Annotated in this window: 20 protein-coding genes; 12 read left to right on the plus strand and 8 right to left on the minus strand. The window is 56.9% G+C overall.

Features of this window, described 5'->3' with window-relative positions; all coding sequences use genetic code 11:
• Window positions 1-4: 4 nt before the first annotated feature.
• The 3 genes from PUV47_RS08010 to rocF form a co-directional block, all read right to left on the minus strand.
• Window positions 5-976 (minus strand): nucleoside recognition protein, encoded by a 972-nt coding sequence (locus tag PUV47_RS08010; RefSeq protein ID WP_274217996.1) that lies wholly within the window; start codon window positions 974-976, stop codon window positions 5-7.
• 168 nt (window positions 977-1,144) lie between these two features.
• On the minus strand, window positions 1,145-2,194 hold the full coding sequence (locus PUV47_RS08015; protein ID WP_274217997.1) for an ornithine cyclodeaminase: 1,050 nt from the start codon (window positions 2,192-2,194) through the stop codon (window positions 1,145-1,147).
• A 19-nt stretch (window positions 2,195-2,213) separates the two neighbouring features.
• On the minus strand, window positions 2,214-3,152 hold the full coding sequence (gene rocF / locus PUV47_RS08020) for an arginase (RefSeq protein ID WP_274217998.1): 939 nt from the start codon (window positions 3,150-3,152) through the stop codon (window positions 2,214-2,216).
• A 122-nt stretch (window positions 3,153-3,274) separates the two neighbouring features.
• On the opposite strand from rocF, the gene PUV47_RS08025 reads away from it, so the two are divergent.
• Window positions 3,275-3,751, plus strand: coding sequence for an Lrp/AsnC family transcriptional regulator (locus tag PUV47_RS08025; protein ID WP_274217999.1), 477 nt, complete (start codon window positions 3,275-3,277; stop codon window positions 3,749-3,751).
• 53 nt (window positions 3,752-3,804) lie between these two features.
• On the opposite strand, the gene PUV47_RS08030 is transcribed toward PUV47_RS08025, so the two are convergent.
• The 3 genes from PUV47_RS08030 to PUV47_RS08040 form a co-directional block, all read right to left on the minus strand.
• Window positions 3,805-4,425 carry a GYF domain-containing protein gene (locus PUV47_RS08030; protein ID WP_274218000.1) on the minus strand — a complete coding sequence of 207 codons (621 nt, stop codon included), beginning with the start codon at window positions 4,423-4,425 and terminating at the stop codon, window positions 3,805-3,807.
• A gap of 228 nt (window positions 4,426-4,653) precedes the next feature.
• The gene (maiA, locus tag PUV47_RS08035) at window positions 4,654-5,289 is read right to left on the minus strand and encodes a maleylacetoacetate isomerase (RefSeq protein WP_274218001.1); all 636 of its coding nucleotides are present in this window, start codon (window positions 5,287-5,289) and stop codon (window positions 4,654-4,656) included.
• A 24-nt stretch (window positions 5,290-5,313) separates the two neighbouring features.
• Entirely contained in the window at window positions 5,314-5,775 is a 462-nt protein-coding gene (locus PUV47_RS08040; protein WP_274218002.1) for a MarR family winged helix-turn-helix transcriptional regulator, read from the minus strand.
• A gap of 330 nt (window positions 5,776-6,105) precedes the next feature.
• On the opposite strand from PUV47_RS08040, the gene fahA reads away from it, so the two are divergent.
• The 11 genes from fahA (at window position 6,106) to PUV47_RS08095 (ending at window position 16,021) form a co-directional block, all read left to right on the plus strand.
• The gene (gene fahA, locus PUV47_RS08045) at window positions 6,106-7,377 is read left to right on the plus strand and encodes a fumarylacetoacetase (protein WP_274218003.1); all 1,272 of its coding nucleotides are present in this window, start codon (window positions 6,106-6,108) and stop codon (window positions 7,375-7,377) included.
• A gap of 17 nt (window positions 7,378-7,394) precedes the next feature.
• Window positions 7,395-8,345 (plus strand): MBL fold metallo-hydrolase, encoded by a 951-nt coding sequence (locus tag PUV47_RS08050; RefSeq protein ID WP_274218004.1) that lies wholly within the window; start codon window positions 7,395-7,397, stop codon window positions 8,343-8,345.
• Window positions 8,346-8,375: 30 nt separating this feature from the next.
• Window positions 8,376-9,977: an FAD-dependent oxidoreductase gene (locus PUV47_RS08055; protein ID WP_274218005.1), complete on the plus strand. Its 1,602-nt coding sequence runs from the start codon at window positions 8,376-8,378 to the stop codon at window positions 9,975-9,977.
• 14 nt (window positions 9,978-9,991) lie between these two features.
• On the plus strand, window positions 9,992-10,183 hold the full coding sequence (locus PUV47_RS08060) for a DUF2783 domain-containing protein (RefSeq protein ID WP_274218006.1): 192 nt from the start codon (window positions 9,992-9,994) through the stop codon (window positions 10,181-10,183).
• 55 nt (window positions 10,184-10,238) lie between these two features.
• The gene (locus tag PUV47_RS08065; protein WP_274218007.1) at window positions 10,239-10,781 is read left to right on the plus strand and encodes a VOC family protein; all 543 of its coding nucleotides are present in this window, start codon (window positions 10,239-10,241) and stop codon (window positions 10,779-10,781) included.
• A gap of 104 nt (window positions 10,782-10,885) precedes the next feature.
• Window positions 10,886-11,917 carry a TRAP transporter substrate-binding protein gene (locus tag PUV47_RS08070; RefSeq protein ID WP_274218008.1) on the plus strand — a complete coding sequence of 344 codons (1,032 nt, stop codon included), beginning with the start codon at window positions 10,886-10,888 and terminating at the stop codon, window positions 11,915-11,917.
• The gene (locus PUV47_RS08075) at window positions 11,914-12,426 is read left to right on the plus strand and encodes a TRAP transporter small permease (protein ID WP_274218009.1); all 513 of its coding nucleotides are present in this window, start codon (window positions 11,914-11,916) and stop codon (window positions 12,424-12,426) included. The genes PUV47_RS08070 and PUV47_RS08075 overlap by 4 nt, the downstream gene beginning before the upstream one ends.
• 3 nt (window positions 12,427-12,429) lie before the next feature.
• Window positions 12,430-13,746: a TRAP transporter large permease gene (locus PUV47_RS08080; RefSeq protein ID WP_274218010.1), complete on the plus strand. Its 1,317-nt coding sequence runs from the start codon at window positions 12,430-12,432 to the stop codon at window positions 13,744-13,746.
• Between the two features lie 176 nt (window positions 13,747-13,922).
• Window positions 13,923-14,363: a YqaA family protein gene (locus PUV47_RS08085; protein ID WP_274218011.1), complete on the plus strand. Its 441-nt coding sequence runs from the start codon at window positions 13,923-13,925 to the stop codon at window positions 14,361-14,363.
• A gap of 91 nt (window positions 14,364-14,454) precedes the next feature.
• Entirely contained in the window at window positions 14,455-15,195 is a 741-nt protein-coding gene (locus PUV47_RS08090; RefSeq protein ID WP_274218012.1) for a hypothetical protein, read from the plus strand.
• Between the two features lie 148 nt (window positions 15,196-15,343).
• The gene (locus PUV47_RS08095) at window positions 15,344-16,021 is read left to right on the plus strand and encodes a GntR family transcriptional regulator (protein ID WP_274218013.1); all 678 of its coding nucleotides are present in this window, start codon (window positions 15,344-15,346) and stop codon (window positions 16,019-16,021) included.
• Between the two features lie 24 nt (window positions 16,022-16,045).
• Here PUV47_RS08095 and ubiV read toward each other — a convergent pair whose 3' ends face one another.
• Both ubiV and ubiU read right to left on the minus strand, forming a co-directional pair.
• Window positions 16,046-16,942, minus strand: a complete 897-nt coding sequence (gene ubiV / locus PUV47_RS08100; RefSeq protein WP_274218014.1) for a ubiquinone anaerobic biosynthesis protein UbiV — start codon at window positions 16,940-16,942, stop codon at window positions 16,046-16,048.
• 5 nt (window positions 16,943-16,947) lie between these two features.
• Complete coding sequence (ubiU, locus tag PUV47_RS08105; RefSeq protein WP_274218015.1) at window positions 16,948-17,967, minus strand: ubiquinone anaerobic biosynthesis protein UbiU; 1,020 nt, start codon at window positions 17,965-17,967, stop codon at window positions 16,948-16,950.
• Window positions 17,968-18,006 lie beyond the last annotated feature (39 nt).

Here is an 18,006-nt window from a genome sequence, read left to right on the forward strand (position 1 = left end):
CGCTTCAGGCCCGTGCTGGGCGGTAGAAGAAGCGCTCGAACAGCTGCTCAGGCAGCAACAGCATCAAGCGGCTGATGAGGATCATCGCAATCACGGTAAACACAAACCGGCCGATCAAGACACCGGAATAGTGGCCGCCAAACGCCATCATCACCAACGGATCCTCAATCAGGCCGTGGCACAGCCCCATGAAGCTGACGGAAAGCACAACGTCCCGAGAGCTTAAATTGCCAGCTTGCGCTTCCCGAATGATCAGGCCGCCACCGTAAGAAAGGCCGAGCAATACACCAATCATGGTGACGTTGGTCGCCTTTGGGCTGATGCCCATCAAGCTCAAAAGCGGTGCAAACAAGCGGGTCAATAGGCCGGTGATGCCTGTTACTTCCAGTAGCTTCAGGAAGATGATCAACGCCAGAATGATCCAGAACAGGGAGAACAGCAAAGAAGCGCTGGACCATGCCCACTGCAACCACGTCTCGTCTGCCTGCGGCACCACTGGCAACCAGCTCAGGTCCAGGGGCTGTTGCAGCCAGTCGCCCCAAGCGTAGATAAGGTTCAGCACCACGCCGTAGGCCATGCCCACCACCAGTCTCAGGCCGGAAGAAAAGATAAAGCTTACGCCTGCTTTGCGCGAGATGCCTTGTTCAAGGGGAAGTGCGTGAGCAATCAGCACCATGGACAACAGCACTGTCACCTGCGCAACGGTCAGCTCCATTCCGGGCAGCAGGCCCACCATGGCTGCCAGCGCACCATAGTTGTTCACCAGAAGGCCCGTGGCGAACACAAGACCCGTTTCTGCTGGCAGACCGGCTATGCCCATCACGGGGCTGAGAAAGCTTGCCAGATGCTCAACAGCGCCAAACTCGATCGCAATGCGTACAAGGATCATGATTGGCACCATTACCTTCACCATATCGATGAACAGGCGAATGGCATCCTTGCCGAGCTTGAAGGCGGTGAAAATGAAATCGTTCATGGGTAAGCATCCGGCTGGAGATGACCTAAGGAAGGATGCCTAGCTGTAAAGAAGGGCAAAGAAAATCGCAAGCCGCCGGCGCTTGCGATTTTTACTGGCAAGCCGTGAGCTCACCTTAAGAACGGAGGCGCTTCGGAAGGGAACGAAGCGCCTCGTTGAGTGTTGAGATCAACCGCCGTTTTCAACGGCCAGTTTTGGGCCTACGGGTTTCGTCAGTAGGCCAAACAAGTCACGGGGATCGGCAGGGTCGGCCACCATGTCCAGTGTGTCGAACAGGCCGGTCGCGATCGCCCGATCATGCAGGTAGCGCAGTGCGGAGAAGTCTTCGGTTGCAAAGCCTACGGAATCGAACAGGGTGATTTGACGCTCATCGTCGCGGCCTTGTGCCTCGCCACGAATGACCTGCCAAAGTTCGTTGACAGGGTAGTCCTCGTCAAGCTGCTGAATTTCACCCTCAATGCGGGTCTGTGGTGGGTATTCAACGAAGATCTTGGACTTCAGCAGAACGTCTTTGTGCAGTTCCGTCTTGCCCGGGCAGTCCCCGCCGATGGCGTTAATGTGCAGGCCGCTGCCAACCATGTTGTCGGTCAAGATGGTTGCGTTCTGTTTGTCTGCGGTCACAGTGGTGATGATGTCCACCCCTGTCACAGCTTCTTCTGGACTGCTGCAGGCAGTAAGGGTGAAACCCCGTCCATTCAGGTTGCGGATCAGCTTTTCGGTGGCTTTCGGGTCAACGTCATAAAGGCGCAGTTCGGTGATGCCGAGCAGCTCCTTGAATGCAATCGCCTGAAACTCGGACTGCGCGCCGTTGCCGATCATCGCCATGCTCTTGGAGCCCGGACGCGCCAGATGTTTTGCAGCCACCGCGGAAGTTGCCGCCGTCCGCAGGGCTGTCAGCACGGTCATCTCGGAAAGCATCACCGGATAGCCCGTATCGACATCGGCGAGCAAGCCGAAAGCGGTAACGGTCTGTAGGCCTTCCTTGGTGTTCTTGGGATGGCCGTTCACATACTTGAAGGTGTAAAGCTCACCATCGCTTGTTGGCATCAGTTCGATCACGCCGACCTTGGAGTGGCTAGCAACACGCGGGATCTTGTCGAACAGTTCCCAGCGCTTGAAGTCTTCTTCAACATAATCGGCCAGCCCGTGCAGGAAGTCTTCAATTCCCTGACCGCGCACAATCTCCAGAATGTTGTCGACGCTTACGAATTTCACCATGTGCGGTTGTCCCTTCTTATTAGAAATTTTCTGCGGCGCGCGTTTGCCGGTCAAGAATGCTCTTGCCGAACAAGCTGCTCACCAGATCAACCATCAAGCGGGCCGTGGTGCCGCTATGGTCGAGAAACGGGTTGAGCTCTACAAGGTCCAGTGATGAGACCAGTTTGTAATCATGCAGCAGTTCCATGATCAGGTGCGCCTCGCGGAAGGTCGCTCCCCCGGGCACAGTGGTGCCCACTGCCGGTGCAATCGCCGGATCGAGGAAGTCCACGTCCAGGCTCAGATGCAGTTTGCCGTTGCTGGCTTTCACGCGGTCAAGGAACGTGCGGAGCGGCTTGATGACGCCATTCTCGTCAATGCTGCGCATGTCATGGGCCAGAACGCCAACCTCTCGCAGGGTATCGCGCTCGGCGCGGTCAACAGAGCGCAGGCCCATCATGCACACGTTCTGAGGCTTCACCGGGTTTGCCAGTTTCGGCAGATAGGGCGTGAAATCCTTGCTTCCCGTGTAGTAGGCCGCTGGCGTGCCGTGCAGGTTGCCGCTCTCGGTGCTGTCCAGACTGTGAAAATCCGGGTGAGCATCCAGCCAGAGCACGAACTGCTCCTGCCCCTGTTCAGCCGTGTGCTGCGCCACACCTGACACCGTACCGGCGGCCATGGAGTGGTCCCCACCCAAGAAAATCGGGAGGGCCCCTTCACTCATGGCGTTGTACGCTGCTTCGTAAAGCACTTGGGTCCAGGCGCGATATTCTGCTAGATGGTGCACTTTCGGGTTCGTGTGCGAGAGTGGTTCCTGAACGGAAACACGGAGGTTTCCAAGGTCCTCAACATCAAAACCCAGCGCCTGCAAATGGTTGGGCAGCTGCGCGGTCCGAAAGGCATCGGGGCCCATGAGGCAGCCGCCCAAATGGGTGCCGGTCTGAATGGGGGCGCCTATCAAAAGGATCTTCTCAGACATTCAGGGTCCTCTGGATATTTTATCGTTGCGCCAATTATGCGCCTTCCAACGGCGGTAAAAAGAGATCATAATGATCACAGTGATGGCAAATATTGCCAAATTGATAAGGCTTTTTACGCATTATGGATGAGATAGATCGCCACTTGATAGCGTTACTACGTAGAAATGGGCGGGCAAGCGTGTCCGATCTGGCTATGGAGTTAAAGCTTGCGCGTGCAACCGTTCGCAGCCGCATGGAAAAGCTGCAAGAATCGGGCGAGATCCTTGGCTTTACTGTCGTTTTGAAGAATGACGTTTACGATCAGCCAGTTCGTGGCATCATGGCGGTGCAGATCGAAGGCAAGGGCATGGACAAGATCGTCGCCCGTCTCAACACAATGCCGGAAATCTCCGCCGTTCACACCACCAACGGCAATTGGGATCTCATTTTGGAGATCAACACCAAGACATTGACCATTTTGGACGATGTGTTGAAGCGCATTCGCTCGATTGATGGTGTGGCGTCCAGTGAGACCAACTTGCTGCTGACCACGCGGCGCAGTTCGTTGAAAGCGTCATCGCTTAAGTCTGACGGCTTTCATCTTACGGGTGGAGAGTAGGAAGCAAGAGACTGGGCGCGTTCTGCGGTGCGGTCCGAACGACCTTGCGGCCTCTAGAACGCAGCCCAGTAGATCAGGAATGGTGTCGGGTACACCGCGAACGACAGCAGCGGCAAAATGAAGTGCTGATTTTTCGCGATGTTCTTGCGCAGCAGGAAGTAGGCGGGTGGGATCAGCAGAAACAAGACAATGCCAACCTTCACACTCTCTTCGTAGCTCGCTTTCAGGGCCTTGCTGTCAATGCGATGGAAACACGCGCAGACAACAGGGTAGGCCATAAGGAAATAGGCTGGCAGCAGGTAAACCCGGAAGTCCTCAGCCGCTGCCGGGATGATGCCGCCAAGCATCAAGGCACCCAGAGCGGAAATGACCGGGGCAAACACCATGATCCAGGCGAGCGAAGGCGCGACGTGCCGCGGGGGGCGGTTCGCCTCTTTCTCTGCTTTAGCCTCTTCATCTGCTTCGTGCAGCATATCGATGAGGCGATCTACCTCATAAACGCGGCGCCAGACGGGGCCGAGTTCACGTGACCAAACCTTCGTTGAACGGCTGAGCTTTCCGGAGGTCAAGAGCTCCAGAAATTCCGGCTCCTCAAGAGGGCCGACATTTTCACCGTTTACCTTATAGAACCAACGAACAGGCCTGCCCTCGCTGGGCAAATCGTTCTCGCTCACAGGGGGCGTCCTTGCGTTCAAGGTCACCGTCCTCCTTCTCATCAGTAAGTCATGGCGATCCATTGTCGCCCGGTTCTATATTCCTACTGACGATGCACCATTTGGGAGCTTTTGCCCCATACTCTTATTATGGATCAGCACTTATATTGTGCCGCAACAGGCCACTATTTACAACTAGTTCCCAAATGATCAAGGGGGACCATCGCGCCCATGGTGCATTTCCTCAAGTTAACTACTTTTAGGATAGGCGGCTGCGAAGGCAGGATGGTGTTCAAGGGCTGAAACAATGGTGTTGATCCGGGGAAGATCACTGCGGTCCGCGCCCCAACGGTCGGCGTTGTAAACTTGAGGCATCAAACAAATGTCGGCTAATGAAACAGTCTCTCCGTAACACGTAGCGCCTGTGGTGCCCAGCTGCTCCAGCAGGCCTTCGAATGCGACCAGGCCACCGCGGATTTTCTCTTTCATCCACTGAGCTTTTATTGTTTCATTACCGCCACTTACGTGCACAATGCTCTGTACGACGCCTAAGTTGCATATGGGATGGATGTCCATTGCGATGGCATAGGAGAGTTGGCGCACGCGGGCGCGTCCCAGTGCATCCTCCGGCATCAGCTTTGGTTCGGGATACTGCTCCTCCAGGTACTCGATAATGGCAAGCGACTGGGTGAAGCGCTGCCCGTCGAGCACAAGAGTAGGCACCAGTCCCTGCGGGTTGAGTGCTTTATAGGCATCACTATTTTGTTCTTTGTTCAGAAGGTTAACTTCCTCGGTTTCAAACCGCAGGCCTTTTAGGTTGAGCGCGATTCGTACCCGGTAGCTGGCCGACGAACGCCAGTAGTCGTAAAGCTTGATCTCAGACATTGTTCCCTCCCCAAATGCCATGCCTCAGACGCTCGGTTCTGTCAGCGCCATGGTCGCATCCGCTCGTTTGCGAACCCGGTCCATCAATCCTTCCAGAAGGGTGAGTTCCTCCTCCGTCAGATCAGCAATCAGCTCCTGCTCAACTTCCCGCACAAGCGGCACCAGATCTTGAAAAATGCGGTTGCCTTCTTCCGTCAGTCGAAGCACAGAGCGTCGGCGGTCATCCCCATCGATATCGCGTTTCAACAAACCCTTTTTGCGCAGCGATTGCACGGCGCGGGACACGTTCACCTTGTCCATGCTGGATTTCTCGACAATCTCGGTTGCCGAAAGCGCCCGGTTGCTGCCCAAAATGGCCATTGTGCGCCACTCTGAAACCGCAAGCCCATGCCGCTCGGTGTAAACGCGGGTGACGGCTGCGCTCACCGCGGCAGCAAACACGCGCACGCGGTACGGAAAGAAATCGCGAAGGTCAAAATCGTGCATAGGGGTCAGTTGCCTAGCTGTTGTGCCGGTCGCTTGGCGCGGCGTTTCTCTTGTTCCAAACGGCACTGCGCCGCATCTGATACTTATAATAGTAACAAGTGAAACTAAATGTCAATTTGGTCGATTCTTATACGTTTCGCTGATGCGCCCGAGGCGTTCGGCAATATTATTTGCCAAAATCAGCCGCTTCTGCGGAATGTAGACCAATATCTAATATCTCACTGACGGGTTGGTAATTGACAAAGTTTCATTTGTAACTATCCTGATGAGCAGATTTACGTTCAGGGCCAGTTCGTAGGTGCCCTTTAAAAACCAAGAGCGAGTTTCTTCATGAAAAGCTGGGTTGAAAGCGCCAACCAGAGTGACTGCCACTTTCCTCTCCAAAACCTGCCCTACGGCGTTTTCTCAACGGGCGGCTCTGCGCCACGTTGCGGCGTTGCGATCGGTGAGTTTGTTTTGGATCTGGCGCTGTTGGAAGAGGCTGGGCTGATCTCAGCAGGTGGGGCGCAGCACGTGTTTGACCAGCCTGCTTTGAACCTGTTCATGGGTTTGGGCAAGACATCCTGGGATCAGGTACGTGAACGCCTCATTGCGCTGCTGAAGGAAGACGGCGACAGCGCGCTCAAGGACGATGAGGGCCTCAAGACGAAGGCGCTTGTTTCCATGGCAGATGCACAAATGCACATGCCGTTCACCGTAGGCGAGTACACCGACTTTTATGCCGGTCGCCAGCATGCGTTCAACGTGGGCACCATGTTCCGTGGTCCGGAAAACGCGCTGCCACCGAACTGGCTCCACATTCCGATCGGCTACAATGGCCGCGCATCCACCGTCATCGTAAGCGGCACAGACATTACCCGCCCGCTCGGCCAGAAAAAGGCGCCAACAGACGAGGTGCCGCGCTTTGGGGCCTGTGAACGTCTCGACATTGAGCTTGAGATGGGCGCGGTCGTTGGCATGCCCAGTGAGATGGGGCGTCCTATCTCCGTGCAGGAAGCCGATGATATGATCTTCGGTTATGTGCTGCTCAATGACTGGTCGGCGCGCGACATTCAGGCTTGGGAATATCAGCCGCTCGGGCCGTTTCAGGCCAAGGCGTTCGCCACCTCCATCAGTCCTTGGGTGGTCACCAAGGCCGCACTTGAGCCGTTCCGCACATCCACGCCGACACGTGAAAAAGAGCTGCTGCCTTACCTGCGTGAACCGGGCCCCATGCTCTACGATATCGAGCTGGAGGTCCTCATGCAGCCGAAAGGTGCTGAAAAGGCGACCCGCATCGCCAAGACCAATTACAACAACATGTACTACTCCTCCGCCCAGCAGCTGGCGCACCATGCCATCAGCGGCTGCAAGATGAACACGGGTGATCTGCTCGGTTCCGGCACCATCTCCGGACCTGAGAAGACCCAATACGGTTCACTCCTTGAGCTCACATGGGGCGGCAAAGAGCCTCTTGAGCTGGAAACCGGCGAATCCCGCCGCTTCATCGAGGATGGCGACACACTCACTCTAACAGGTTGGGCGCAAGGCGACGGTTACCGCATTGGCTTTGGCGAATGCGTGGGAACCATCAAGCCAGCACCTGATTACGACCCTCGCTAAAGGGGGAGGGAGACCAAATGACAAAAGCATTTGCATCAACGGGCGACATGGAACAAAAGACCATCTCCTTCACGGAGATCGGTCGCGACCTTTACGCCTTCACTGCGGAAGGTGACCCGAACACCGGCGTCATCATCGGCGACGACAGCGTTATGGTCATGGACGCGCAGGCCACCCCCGTCATGGCCCAGCTGGTAATCGACAAGATCCGCGAAGTCACCGACAAGCCGATCAAGTACGTCACGCTCAGCCATTACCATGCTGTTCGCGTGCTCGGCGCGTCCGCCTACAACGCTTCAGAAATCATTGCCTCAGAAAAGTGTCAGGCCATGATCTATGAGCGCGGTCAGGAAGACTGGGATTCGGAATACGGTCGTTTCCCACGCCTGTTCGACGCTGCCGACAGCATTCCGGGCCTCACCTGGCCCACCATGACCTTCAAGGATCGCATGACCATCAACATGGGCAGCCGCCGTGTGGAACTCATGCATCTGGGTCGTGCGCACACCGCTGGCGACATTGTGGCGTGGGTGCCGGACGAAGGCGTCATGTTTACCGGGGATATCGTTGAGTACCACTCCGCGTGCTACTGCGGCGATGGCCACTTCAAGGACTGGGGCAACACGCTGGACGCCATCAAGTCCTTCAACCCGGACGCCATCGCGCCCGGTCGCGGTGATGCGCTGGTTGGTGAGAAGATGGTGAACGCAGCCATCGAGAACACACGTGACTTTGTTGAGAGCACTTACCGCCCGATCGAGCGCATTGCGGCCCGTGGGGGCACCTTGAAGGAAGCATGGGACGCCTGCCGCGCCGAATGCGATCCCAAGTTCAAGGACTACGCAATCTACGAGCATTGCCTGCCGTTCAATGTGGCCCGTGCTTTCGATGAAGCGCGCGGCATCGACACACCGCGCATCTGGACCGCAGAACGGGACCGCGAGATGTGGGCACAGCTTCAGGGCTAACGCGATGAGCGCTGTTGGGAGGCAGCAATCATGACCAAGATTTTTGAAGTGCCACTTTACCCTTATGTCCGCTCTGCGGATCAGGATGCAGCTGCTCCTGTACGCCATAAGGTCGTTGTTGTCGGCGCAGGGCCAATTGGTCTTGCCGCCGCCATTGATCTGGCCATGCAGGACGTGCCTGTTGTGGTGGTGGATGACAACGACAAGGTCAGTTGGGGGTCCCGCGCCGTTTGCTATGCCAAGCGCCCGCTGGAGATTCTGGACCGCATGCAGTGCGGTGACAAGTTCGTGGACAAGGGCGTGCAGTGGAACATCGGCAAGGTGTTTTTTGATGAGCGTCAGGTCTACCAGTTCGATTTGCTGCCAGAGGATGGCCACAAGCGGCCAGCCTTCATCAACCTTCAGCAATACTATCTGGAAGAGTATCTGGTTGAGCGCGTGCAGGCGCTCAAGGCCGAAGGCAAGCCCATTGAAATTCGCGGCAACAACAAGGTCACGCAAGTAGAGCAGAAAGACGGCTATGCGCTGGTGACCCTGGAAACACCTGAGGGTGCTTATACGGTTGAAGCTGATTGGGTCATCGCTTGTGATGGCGCAAGTTCGCCAGTGCGTCAGATGCTGGATCTGGACTTCCGTGGCCGCGTCTTTGAGGACAACTTTCTCATCGCCGATGTGGTCATGAATGCGGACTTCCCGACAGAACGCTGGTTCTGGTTTGACCCGCCCTTCAACAAGGGGCAGTCCGCTCTGCTTCACAAACAGCCCGACAACGTTTGGCGCATCGATCTCCAGCTTGGCTGGGACATCGACAAGGAAGAAGAGCAGAAGCCGGAAAACGTCATTCCGCGCCTCAAGGCCATGCTCGGCGATGAGGTGGAGTTCGAGCTGGAGTGGGTGTCCATCTACACCTTCCAGTGCCGCCGCATGGAACAGTTTCGCCACGGCTCAGTCATCTTCGCGGGCGACAGCGCCCATCAGGTTTCCCCGTTCGGGGCACGCGGGGCCAACAGCGGCCTGCAAGACACTGACAATCTGTGCTGGAAGCTGAAGCTGGTCATTGATGGCAAGGCACCGGAAAGCCTGCTCGACAGCTACGATCAGGAGCGTACCTTCGCAGCGGATGAGAACATTCTGAACTCCTCGCGTTCAACGGACTTCATCACACCCAAGTCCGATATGAGCCGCGTGTTCCGCGATGCGGTGCTGGACCTTTCCGAGCACGCAGCCTTTGCCCGTCCGCTGGTCAACTCAGGCCGCTTGTCCCTGCCAAGCATCTACGATGGCTCCTCATTGAACGGCCCGGATCATCCGGACATGCCCGAGCGGTCCCGTCCGGGCGCGCCGGCAAGCGATGCACCGGTAGAAAATGATTGGCTCATGGACCAGCTCGGCAACGGCTTCCAACTGCTGGCTGTCAATACCGATGTGCCGGAAGTGGCCGAGTTTGGCGGCCTCCAGATAACGCGGTTGGCCTACAACGCAGAGCCCGGTTCTGCACTTGCGAACCGCTATCTGGGTGAGGCGCCAACGGCGGTCTATCTTATGCGCCCGGACCAGCACGTAGCAGCACGTTGGGAGACCTACAATGCGGCGGAAGTCGAACAGGCGCTGCTGCGCGCCATTGGTCACTGAGGGAGAGATTTGTGATGGCTACGCTAAATACAAAGGCGAACATCAAGGATCCCGACGGCTTCTACGAGGAGCTGCTGGCCTTGCATGCCGAGAAGTCCATGGAGGAAAGCCAGGCCCTTAACGCCAAGCTGATCCTGATACTCGCCAACCACATTGGCGACCGCGACGTCCTGCGCGAAGCTTTCAAGCTTGCCAGTGATGCCTGATCAACCATCGGACCACCGCGTTCCGACAGGGTGACGAGACAAGGGAGACGAACCTATGAAAATCGAGCACATCCACCACGTTGCGTACCGCTGTAAGGACGCGAAGGAAACCGTGGAGTGGTACACCAAAAACCTCAACATGGATTTCATGCTGGCCATTGCGGAGGACAAGGTCCCTTCCACACATGAGCCGGACCCTTACATGCACATCTTCCTCGATGCAGGGCAGGGCAACGTGCTGGCGTTCTTCGAGCTGCCAACCAAGCCGGAAATGGGCCGCGATCCCAACACCCCGATTTGGGTGCAGCACATCGCCTTCAAAGTGAAAGACCGCGACACCCTGCTTCAGTTCAAGGAAAACCTTGAGAACAACGGCATCGAAGTTCTCGGCGTCACGGACCACTCCATCTTCCACAGCATCTATTTCTTCGATCCCAATGGTCACCGCATTGAGCTGGCCTGTCCGGATCCAAAAGAAGAAGAAATGCTCGCCAAGCTGGATGCAGTGAAGTGGGACATGCTGGAAGAGTGGAGCCAGACCAAGCGTGCGCCAAAGCATGCAGACTGGATGCATAAAAAAGAACTGAGCGGCGACTAAAGCCCGTTCACGCAAGGGCGGTGCCGGGAACGCCGTCCTTCACCTGCCCGCAAAGGGCACTTCAGTTTGGCCGCTTGCGCCGCTGTTCAATGGGAGGAGAAAACATGTTCTTCAAGAAAACCGCCGCCGCATTTGCGCTCGCTGGCATGCTGGCACCATTTGCCCTGTCCAGCTCCGCTTCCGCAGAAACCCGTCTGGTGCTGTCTTCCTGGCTGCCACCAAAGCACCCAATCGTGGTCAATGCCATCAAGCCTTGGGCCAAGCAGGTGAAAGAAGTAACTGATGGCCGCGTGAGCGTTCGCGTTCTGGCCAAGCCAGCAGGCGCGCCCCCAGCCCACTACGACATGGCAGTCGATGGCATCGCCGACATCACCTATGGCCTGCACTCCTTCACCAAGGACAATCGCTTTGAGCGTTCGCGCATAGGCCAGTTCTCCTTCATTGGGGATGATGCTGTGTCCGGTTCCAAGGCGTTCTGGACAGTCTACGCGGGCGATCTTGAAGCTCAGAAAGAGCATGAAGGCACCAAGCTGCTTGGCCTGTTCGTTCATGGCCCCGGCGTTCTGCACAACAACGTGCGCAAGATCGAGCAGCCATCTGATCTGGAAGGTCTGAAGATCCGCGTCCCTGGTGGCTACATCGCAGACCTCATGGGCGACATGGGCTCCAACAGCATCTTCATGTCTTCCGGCGAAGTCTATGAGAAGCTGTCTCGCGGCATCATCGACGGCGTCACCTTCACCTATGAAGCGCTCACCGCGTTCAAGCTTCTGGATCACGTGAAATACTCCATGAAGGTGCCCGGCGGAATCTACAACACCACTTGGTTCCTCGTCATGAACGACGACAAGTGGGCCGAGCTGTCGCCGGAAGATCAGGCTGCCATTGAAGCCATTTCCGGGGAAGCCTTTGCTGAAATGGTCGGGCAGGCATGGAACGATGCTGACGCCAAGGCCATCGAAGAGATCAATGCAGCAGGCATTGAAATCTACGACGCTCCTGAGGGCATGGTCACTGCTATCCGTGAAAAGGCCGCCGGTTATGAGGCCGCTTGGGCGGAAGCCGTTTCCGAAGACGGTTATGATGGCGCTGCCGCCCTCACGAAGATGCGTGAGATGACCGGAGTGGCTCAGTGACCCGCGCCACAGCAAACGGTCGGAGCGCGCTTTCTGCGCGCTCTGTCTCCCAACTGCTCCTCAATCTGTTGGGGCTTTGCTGTGTTCTCCTGCTCATCTGCTTGACGTCGCTCACCCTCGTGGATGTAGTTGGTCGCTATTGGTTCAATGCCCCGCTGCGCGGTGCATTTGAAATCACCCAGCTTCTGCTCTGTGCGCTGGTTTTCGCTGCGCTGCCGCTCACAACACAGGCCAAGGAGCATGTGGAGGTGGATTTGATCTACGGCATGGTGCCGCCTGTCATGCAGGGTGTCATGCGTTTCACATCCGCTGCCGTGTCGACCATTGTGTTGGGCGTTCTCGCTTGGCGTCTGGCCCATCACGCCGAGCAATTGGCAGAGGACGGCACAATCACCAACGCCCTCAATATTCCTTTTGCGCCGCTGGCCTGGTTTGCCGCTGTCTGCGCGCTGCTGAGCGGCCTTTATGCCCTGCAACACCTCCTTACTGCGCTGCGCAGAGGGTACTGATCCATGTTTGAATCTCTCATCGGCTTTGCCGCCCTCCTGACCCTGATCTTTCTTCGGGTGCCCATAGCCTTTGCCATGATCGCCGTAGGCGCCTTCGGGTTTGCCAGCATGCGCGGATGGGATGCCACGTGGGCCATGATCAGCTCCATCGGGTTTGAAACCGGCTTGTCCTACTCGCTCTCGGTGGTGCCCCTGTTCATCCTCATGGGCAATCTGCTCACCATTTCCGGTGTCAGTCATGGTCTTTATGCAGCGGCAAACCACCTGCTCGGCGGTGCCCGTGGCGGTCTGGCCATGGCTTCGGTCGTGGCATGTGGCGGCTTCAGCGCGGTCTGCGGGTCTTCGCTGGCAACAGCGGCCACCATGTCCAAGGTCGCCATGCCGTCCATGCGCAAGTATGGCTATGCGGACAGTCTCGCAGCGGGTTCCATTGCTGCCGGGGGAACACTGGGCATCCTGATCCCGCCCAGTGTCATCATGATCATCTACGGCCTCTTGACAGAGTCCGATATTGGCAAGCTGTTCATTGCGGGCGTCATTCCCGGCATTCTCGGTGTGCTGCTCTACATCGCCGCCGTTTACATCGCCACGCTCATCAAACCTGAACTTGCCCCCAAGGCTGAAAACAACGAGCCTTTCAGCACCAAGGAAAAGTACGGCGTTCTTGCGGTTCTGGGGCTTTTCATCCTCATCATGACCGGCATCTATGGCGGGTTCTTCACGCCGACAGAAGCTGCCGGCATTGGCGCGGGCGCAGCGTTCTTCATTGCGCTGGGCATGGGCGGCCTCACGAAAGAGCGTCTGTTCAGTGCCGGGCTGGAGAGCGCGCGCACCACGGCGATGATCTTCGTCATCATCATCGGGGCGGAAGTCTTCTCCAACTTTGTGAACTTCGCAGGCCTGCCAGATTATCTAGCCGAATGGGTGCTGGATCTTGAGCTGAACGCCTACATGGTCATCTTCGCGATTGTGCTCATCTACATTGCGCTCGGTTGTGTGCTGGAAAGCCTTTCTATGATCTTGCTCACCGTACCGGTGTTCTACCCGCTCATCATGGAACTGGACTTTGGCGTTGAAGCCTTGAGCGATCCGGAGGCCGTGCTCATCTGGTTCGCTGTCATCGTGGTCGTCGTCACGGAGATCAGCCTCATCTCACCGCCCGTGGGGCTCAACGTGTTCGTTCTGCGCAATGTGCTGCGGGATGTGCCGCTGGCCACCATCTTCAAGGGCGTTCTGCCGTTCTGGCTTTCAGATATCGTGCGCCTCTTGCTGTTGATTGCCGTGCCATCCCTGTCACTCTGGCTCACCGGCGCCATGTAGCCGGACCGCCAGATGTGATCCTCCAAGTGAAAGCCCCGGAAACGATAGCTGGGGCTTTCGCTGTGCCACAAGACCGACGGTTCTTGTGAAAGATCCCTCGTTCACGGCGATTTCAGACCTTCAATCGCCCGGGCTGTGCTAGTCATCGCGCTTTCGGTCCTTGAACGGAAACCTGAATGCTCGCAGACCTTGGGCTGTACTTTGGCCTGTTCACCACCTCGTTCCTCTCTGCAACCCTGTTGCCCGGCTCGTCCGAAGCCGCGTTGGCAGCGCTTGTCCTGATCGGCAAGTCCGATCCCGTGCTGTTGCTGATCGCGGCCACAACAGGCAACGTGCTGGGCTCCCTGTTCAATTGGTACTGCGGCGGCTTTCTCATGCAGTTCATTGGCAGGCGCTGGTTTCCGGTCTCGCAGCAGCACTACGACAAGGCGGTGGGCTGGTTCGCTGCCTACGGCAAGGCATCCCTGTTGTTTTCATGGGCACCGGTGGTGGGTGATCCGCTCACTGTTGTCGCGGGCGCGCTCCGTGTCCCGCTGCTGCAGTTCCTTGTATTGGTCAGCATTGGTAAGGCCGCACGCTATCTCTCTATCTATCTGGCATTGATCTACTGGCAATAACTCCCCTAAAGTTACCAAGGAATCAGAGGGGGCTGGCAACGGCTCGGCGCCCTGATCGGGAGTTCCTGGCGTAACTTGGGAGAGGTTCCGCATGAACGCGTTTTCCGCTGTAAAGTCGTGTCGTGCCGAAAGGTTGTGGCATCGCTTCAGAAGCTACAAGGACGGCGGCGTGCTTGTCTTTGCTCAGGTGGACCCGGCTGTGCCTACTCTCGAAGAAGATCTGGACGCGGCTCTTGCTTCAAATGCCGATGGGTTGGAAATCAGCCTTGGCCGACATGACGGGCTGGACTGGCGTTTGGGCCAGGGCACCCAGGCACTTGTTCTGGAAGACATTCTGGACAAGCTGGGCGAGACAACCCTCCTTTGTCTGAAGTTGCAGGACGCAGGCCTTCAGGACTACGCCGCCATTGCCGCGCAGCTGCATGACCATGGCGCAGCGCAGCAAACCATCCTTCAGGTGCGCTTGTCAGCTCGCTGCCCGCTCGCCGCTCTGGTGAAAGAGCCGTTCTTCCACAGCGTGGCAGTCATCATCGAAACGCCACTGGAAGTGCTCACCACCGAGCCGAATATGCGCCAACTGCATGTTCCTGCTCACGAAGTAGACTTCAAAAGTTTTGAAGAGTTGAACAAAGCGCTCTTCATAACCCGCGCCAAACAGGCCCGCCTCAGTGTTGATGTGACAAAATGCGCGGCAAACTTCAGCGTGCTGGATTTACAGCATGCACGTGTGATCTGGCAGAGCTTGGTTGACGCCGGTGTCACCCTGATCAAAGCGCAAAATCCAGATAACTTGTTGAAGGCGCTAGGTGACTGGGGGCTGAGGCCGGGATGAGAAAAATATAGATCTGAGAAACTTATTTTAGTCTGGGCTGAATTACTTATAGTGTGCCGCGTCTCGCTACGGGTTTAGACGATCTGCAGGTAAACATGCATGTCGTATATTGCTTAAACGCAAAACCAATCCGAGTTCATGCATAATCATGCCAGCCCTAAGCTCCAATGTATTTCTTGCCTATACGCGTTTGAAGGATGCGATCCTGAAAGGGAAGTTCGCGCCCAATCAGCGTATGCTTGAGCAAGAAGCGGCTGACTTTTTGAAAATGAGCCGCACGCCAGTTCGTGAAGCCATGCTTTTGTTAGAAAAGGACGGGCTTATTCAGCTTCGCCCGCGCCATGGCATGCAGGTTCTGGATCTTTCGAGAGAAGATATTCGCGAGATTTATCAGATGATTGCAGCGCTGGAGCCCATAGCGGCCCGCGCTTTGGCGCAGGGAGACCATTTCCCCAGCCACATCAAGCCGCTTGAAGATGCCCTTGAAATGATGGAGCTGGCCACAGCTCAAAACCAGATGGACATCTGGGCGGCAGCAGACAGAAAATTCCACGAAAACATCGTTTCCCTCAGCGGGCATAACCGCATGAGTGCTGTTCTCACCCAGTTGTGGGACCAAAGCCATCGTGCCCGTATTGCCCTGTTGCGCGACCCGGCCAGTAAGACCGCGTCTACCGCCGAGCACATCGAAATTTTCGAGGCTATCCGGTTCGGGCATGGTGAGCTCGCATTCGAGCGTCATCAGGCGCATCTGGAAAACGAGTGCGCTCGCATCATGCAGATCATCGCAGGCATTGAGCTGCCAAAGGAAAACGCCGAGGCATAACCCCGGCGTTGCTCTCAACTCACTTTAATCGACCAGCCACAGGTGACCCGGCTTGCCGGTAAGATAGCCGTTTGCCAGCTGCCCTGGCAGCGGCAATGCGCGCAGACGTGCAGCGCATTCTTCGCCGTCAATCCGCCCCTCAGCCAAGTCGCGGAAGATGTTGATCACGGCCACCATGTCCAGCGAATGCGGGGACAGGCGCAGGCGTTTTACGCCCTTCTCGATCAGTTCATCCTTGGTCAGGGCCGTGGCATGCACGGTGTTTGACAAGGTCTGAATGCCGTTGGCAGCCAAAAAATTCTCGTCATCAAGAGTGGTCACATCCATGCCGTCAGGGTCACGGTCGCAGATGAACTGGCAACTGTCCTTGTGCAGCTTGTGGGCGCGGGCGTGGTAGCAACGTCCGGAAACCGCCAGTGGCAATCGACCAAATGCAAACAGCTCCATATCCAGATCCGGCACAGCCTTGGCGATCGTTTCTATGGACGTCATCGGCAGCTCCACCGGCGGGCATACGCTTTCCATGCCCATGTTTACCAGTGTTTGTGCAGCGCCTTCATTGTAAACGTTCAGGAATGGCCCCGCTGCAAACGGTTTGCCCTTGCGCTTTGCAACGCCCGCAAAGTCGTTTACTTCAACAAGGCCGTCCCACTCACACAGTTCCACAATCGACTTGCGATCACGCACGGTGACAGGCAGCGCCAGCGTGGAAACCACAACGGTCTTGCCTGCAGCCTGCAAACGCTCGATGATTTCCGGAAACACCTTGTCAGAAAACGGCATGCGCTTGCCGCAGATCACTTCACCCACATAAACGCGCTCAATCTGAGCTTCATCCGCAATACGGGCATAAAAGTCGACCAGTTGCTCATTGGGCCAATTGAAGAAGTTGGGGCCGAGGGATAGTTCAACAGTGCTCATGGGTCTTACCGCCAGATTTTCTTGTATGCGCCAGTTGTTTCGCGGCCACCTTCGGTCATGGAGGCCAGCATTGCGGAAACTTCTTCTTCGGAAGTCTTGCCTTCCCGAAGACCGTCCACGGCTGTGCGGAAGGCCTTCACCACTTGAGAGATGTAGGCCTTGCCCCGTTGGCGGCCTTCAATCTTGATGGCAGTCACCCCGGCTTTGTGCAGCTTCGGCAACAAGCTCGCCGCATTCAGGCTCACCGGGTCTTCAAAGAGGTAGCTTGTTTCCCCTTCCGCTTGGAAGCGGCCCTTGCACAAGGTTGGGTAACCGGCCGTCTCGCCTTGTGTAAAGCAGTCGATGGTAAAGCCGCCCAGGCGTGCCGACAGCGTGCCGCCATTTTCTTGATAGTCCACGTCGCCCGGAGGAGAGCACACACCTGTCAGGTTTGGCGATTTGCCCGTGGCGTAGGAGGACAGCGAGCAGCGTCCCTCTGTCATCACGCAGAGGCCGCCGAACACGAACACTTCCGTCTCTGTGTCAATTTCCTTGTTGAGGCGCACAATCTCTTCCACGGACATTACCCGTGGCAGGACCACACGCTGAACGCCAAAGGTTTCAGCATAAAAATTGACGGACTCAGGCGTCGCTGCAGCTGCCTGCACAGAAAGGTGCAGCCGCAGGTTCGGGTGGTGGGTTGCCGCGTAGTCCAGCACTGCCAGATCCGCAACAATCATGGCGTGCGCGCCAGAGGCGGCCACAGCGTCCACTGCGCGGGTCCATAGCTCGGTGTCGCCTGCGCGGGCAAATGTGTTCACGGCAACCAGCACATTGGCGCCATGGCGGGCAGCGGTTTTAACGCCCGCGTTCAGTTCTTTTTCGGAGAAATTGAGACCGGGAAAATTACGCGCATTGGTCTCATTGCGGAACCCGCAATAGATGCTGTGCGCGCCCGCTTCAGCAGCCGCTTTCAACGCCGCTGGCGTCCCGGCCGGGCATACAAGCTCCAGAAGATGAGAGTCCTGCGTGGTTTCCAATGACATGGATCTGGTCCTTAAATGATGGGGCCCGAGAAAGGTTAT

Source organism: Pseudovibrio exalbescens, assembly GCF_028737195.1.
Lineage (GTDB): Bacteria > Pseudomonadota > Alphaproteobacteria > Rhizobiales > Stappiaceae > Pseudovibrio > Pseudovibrio zosterae.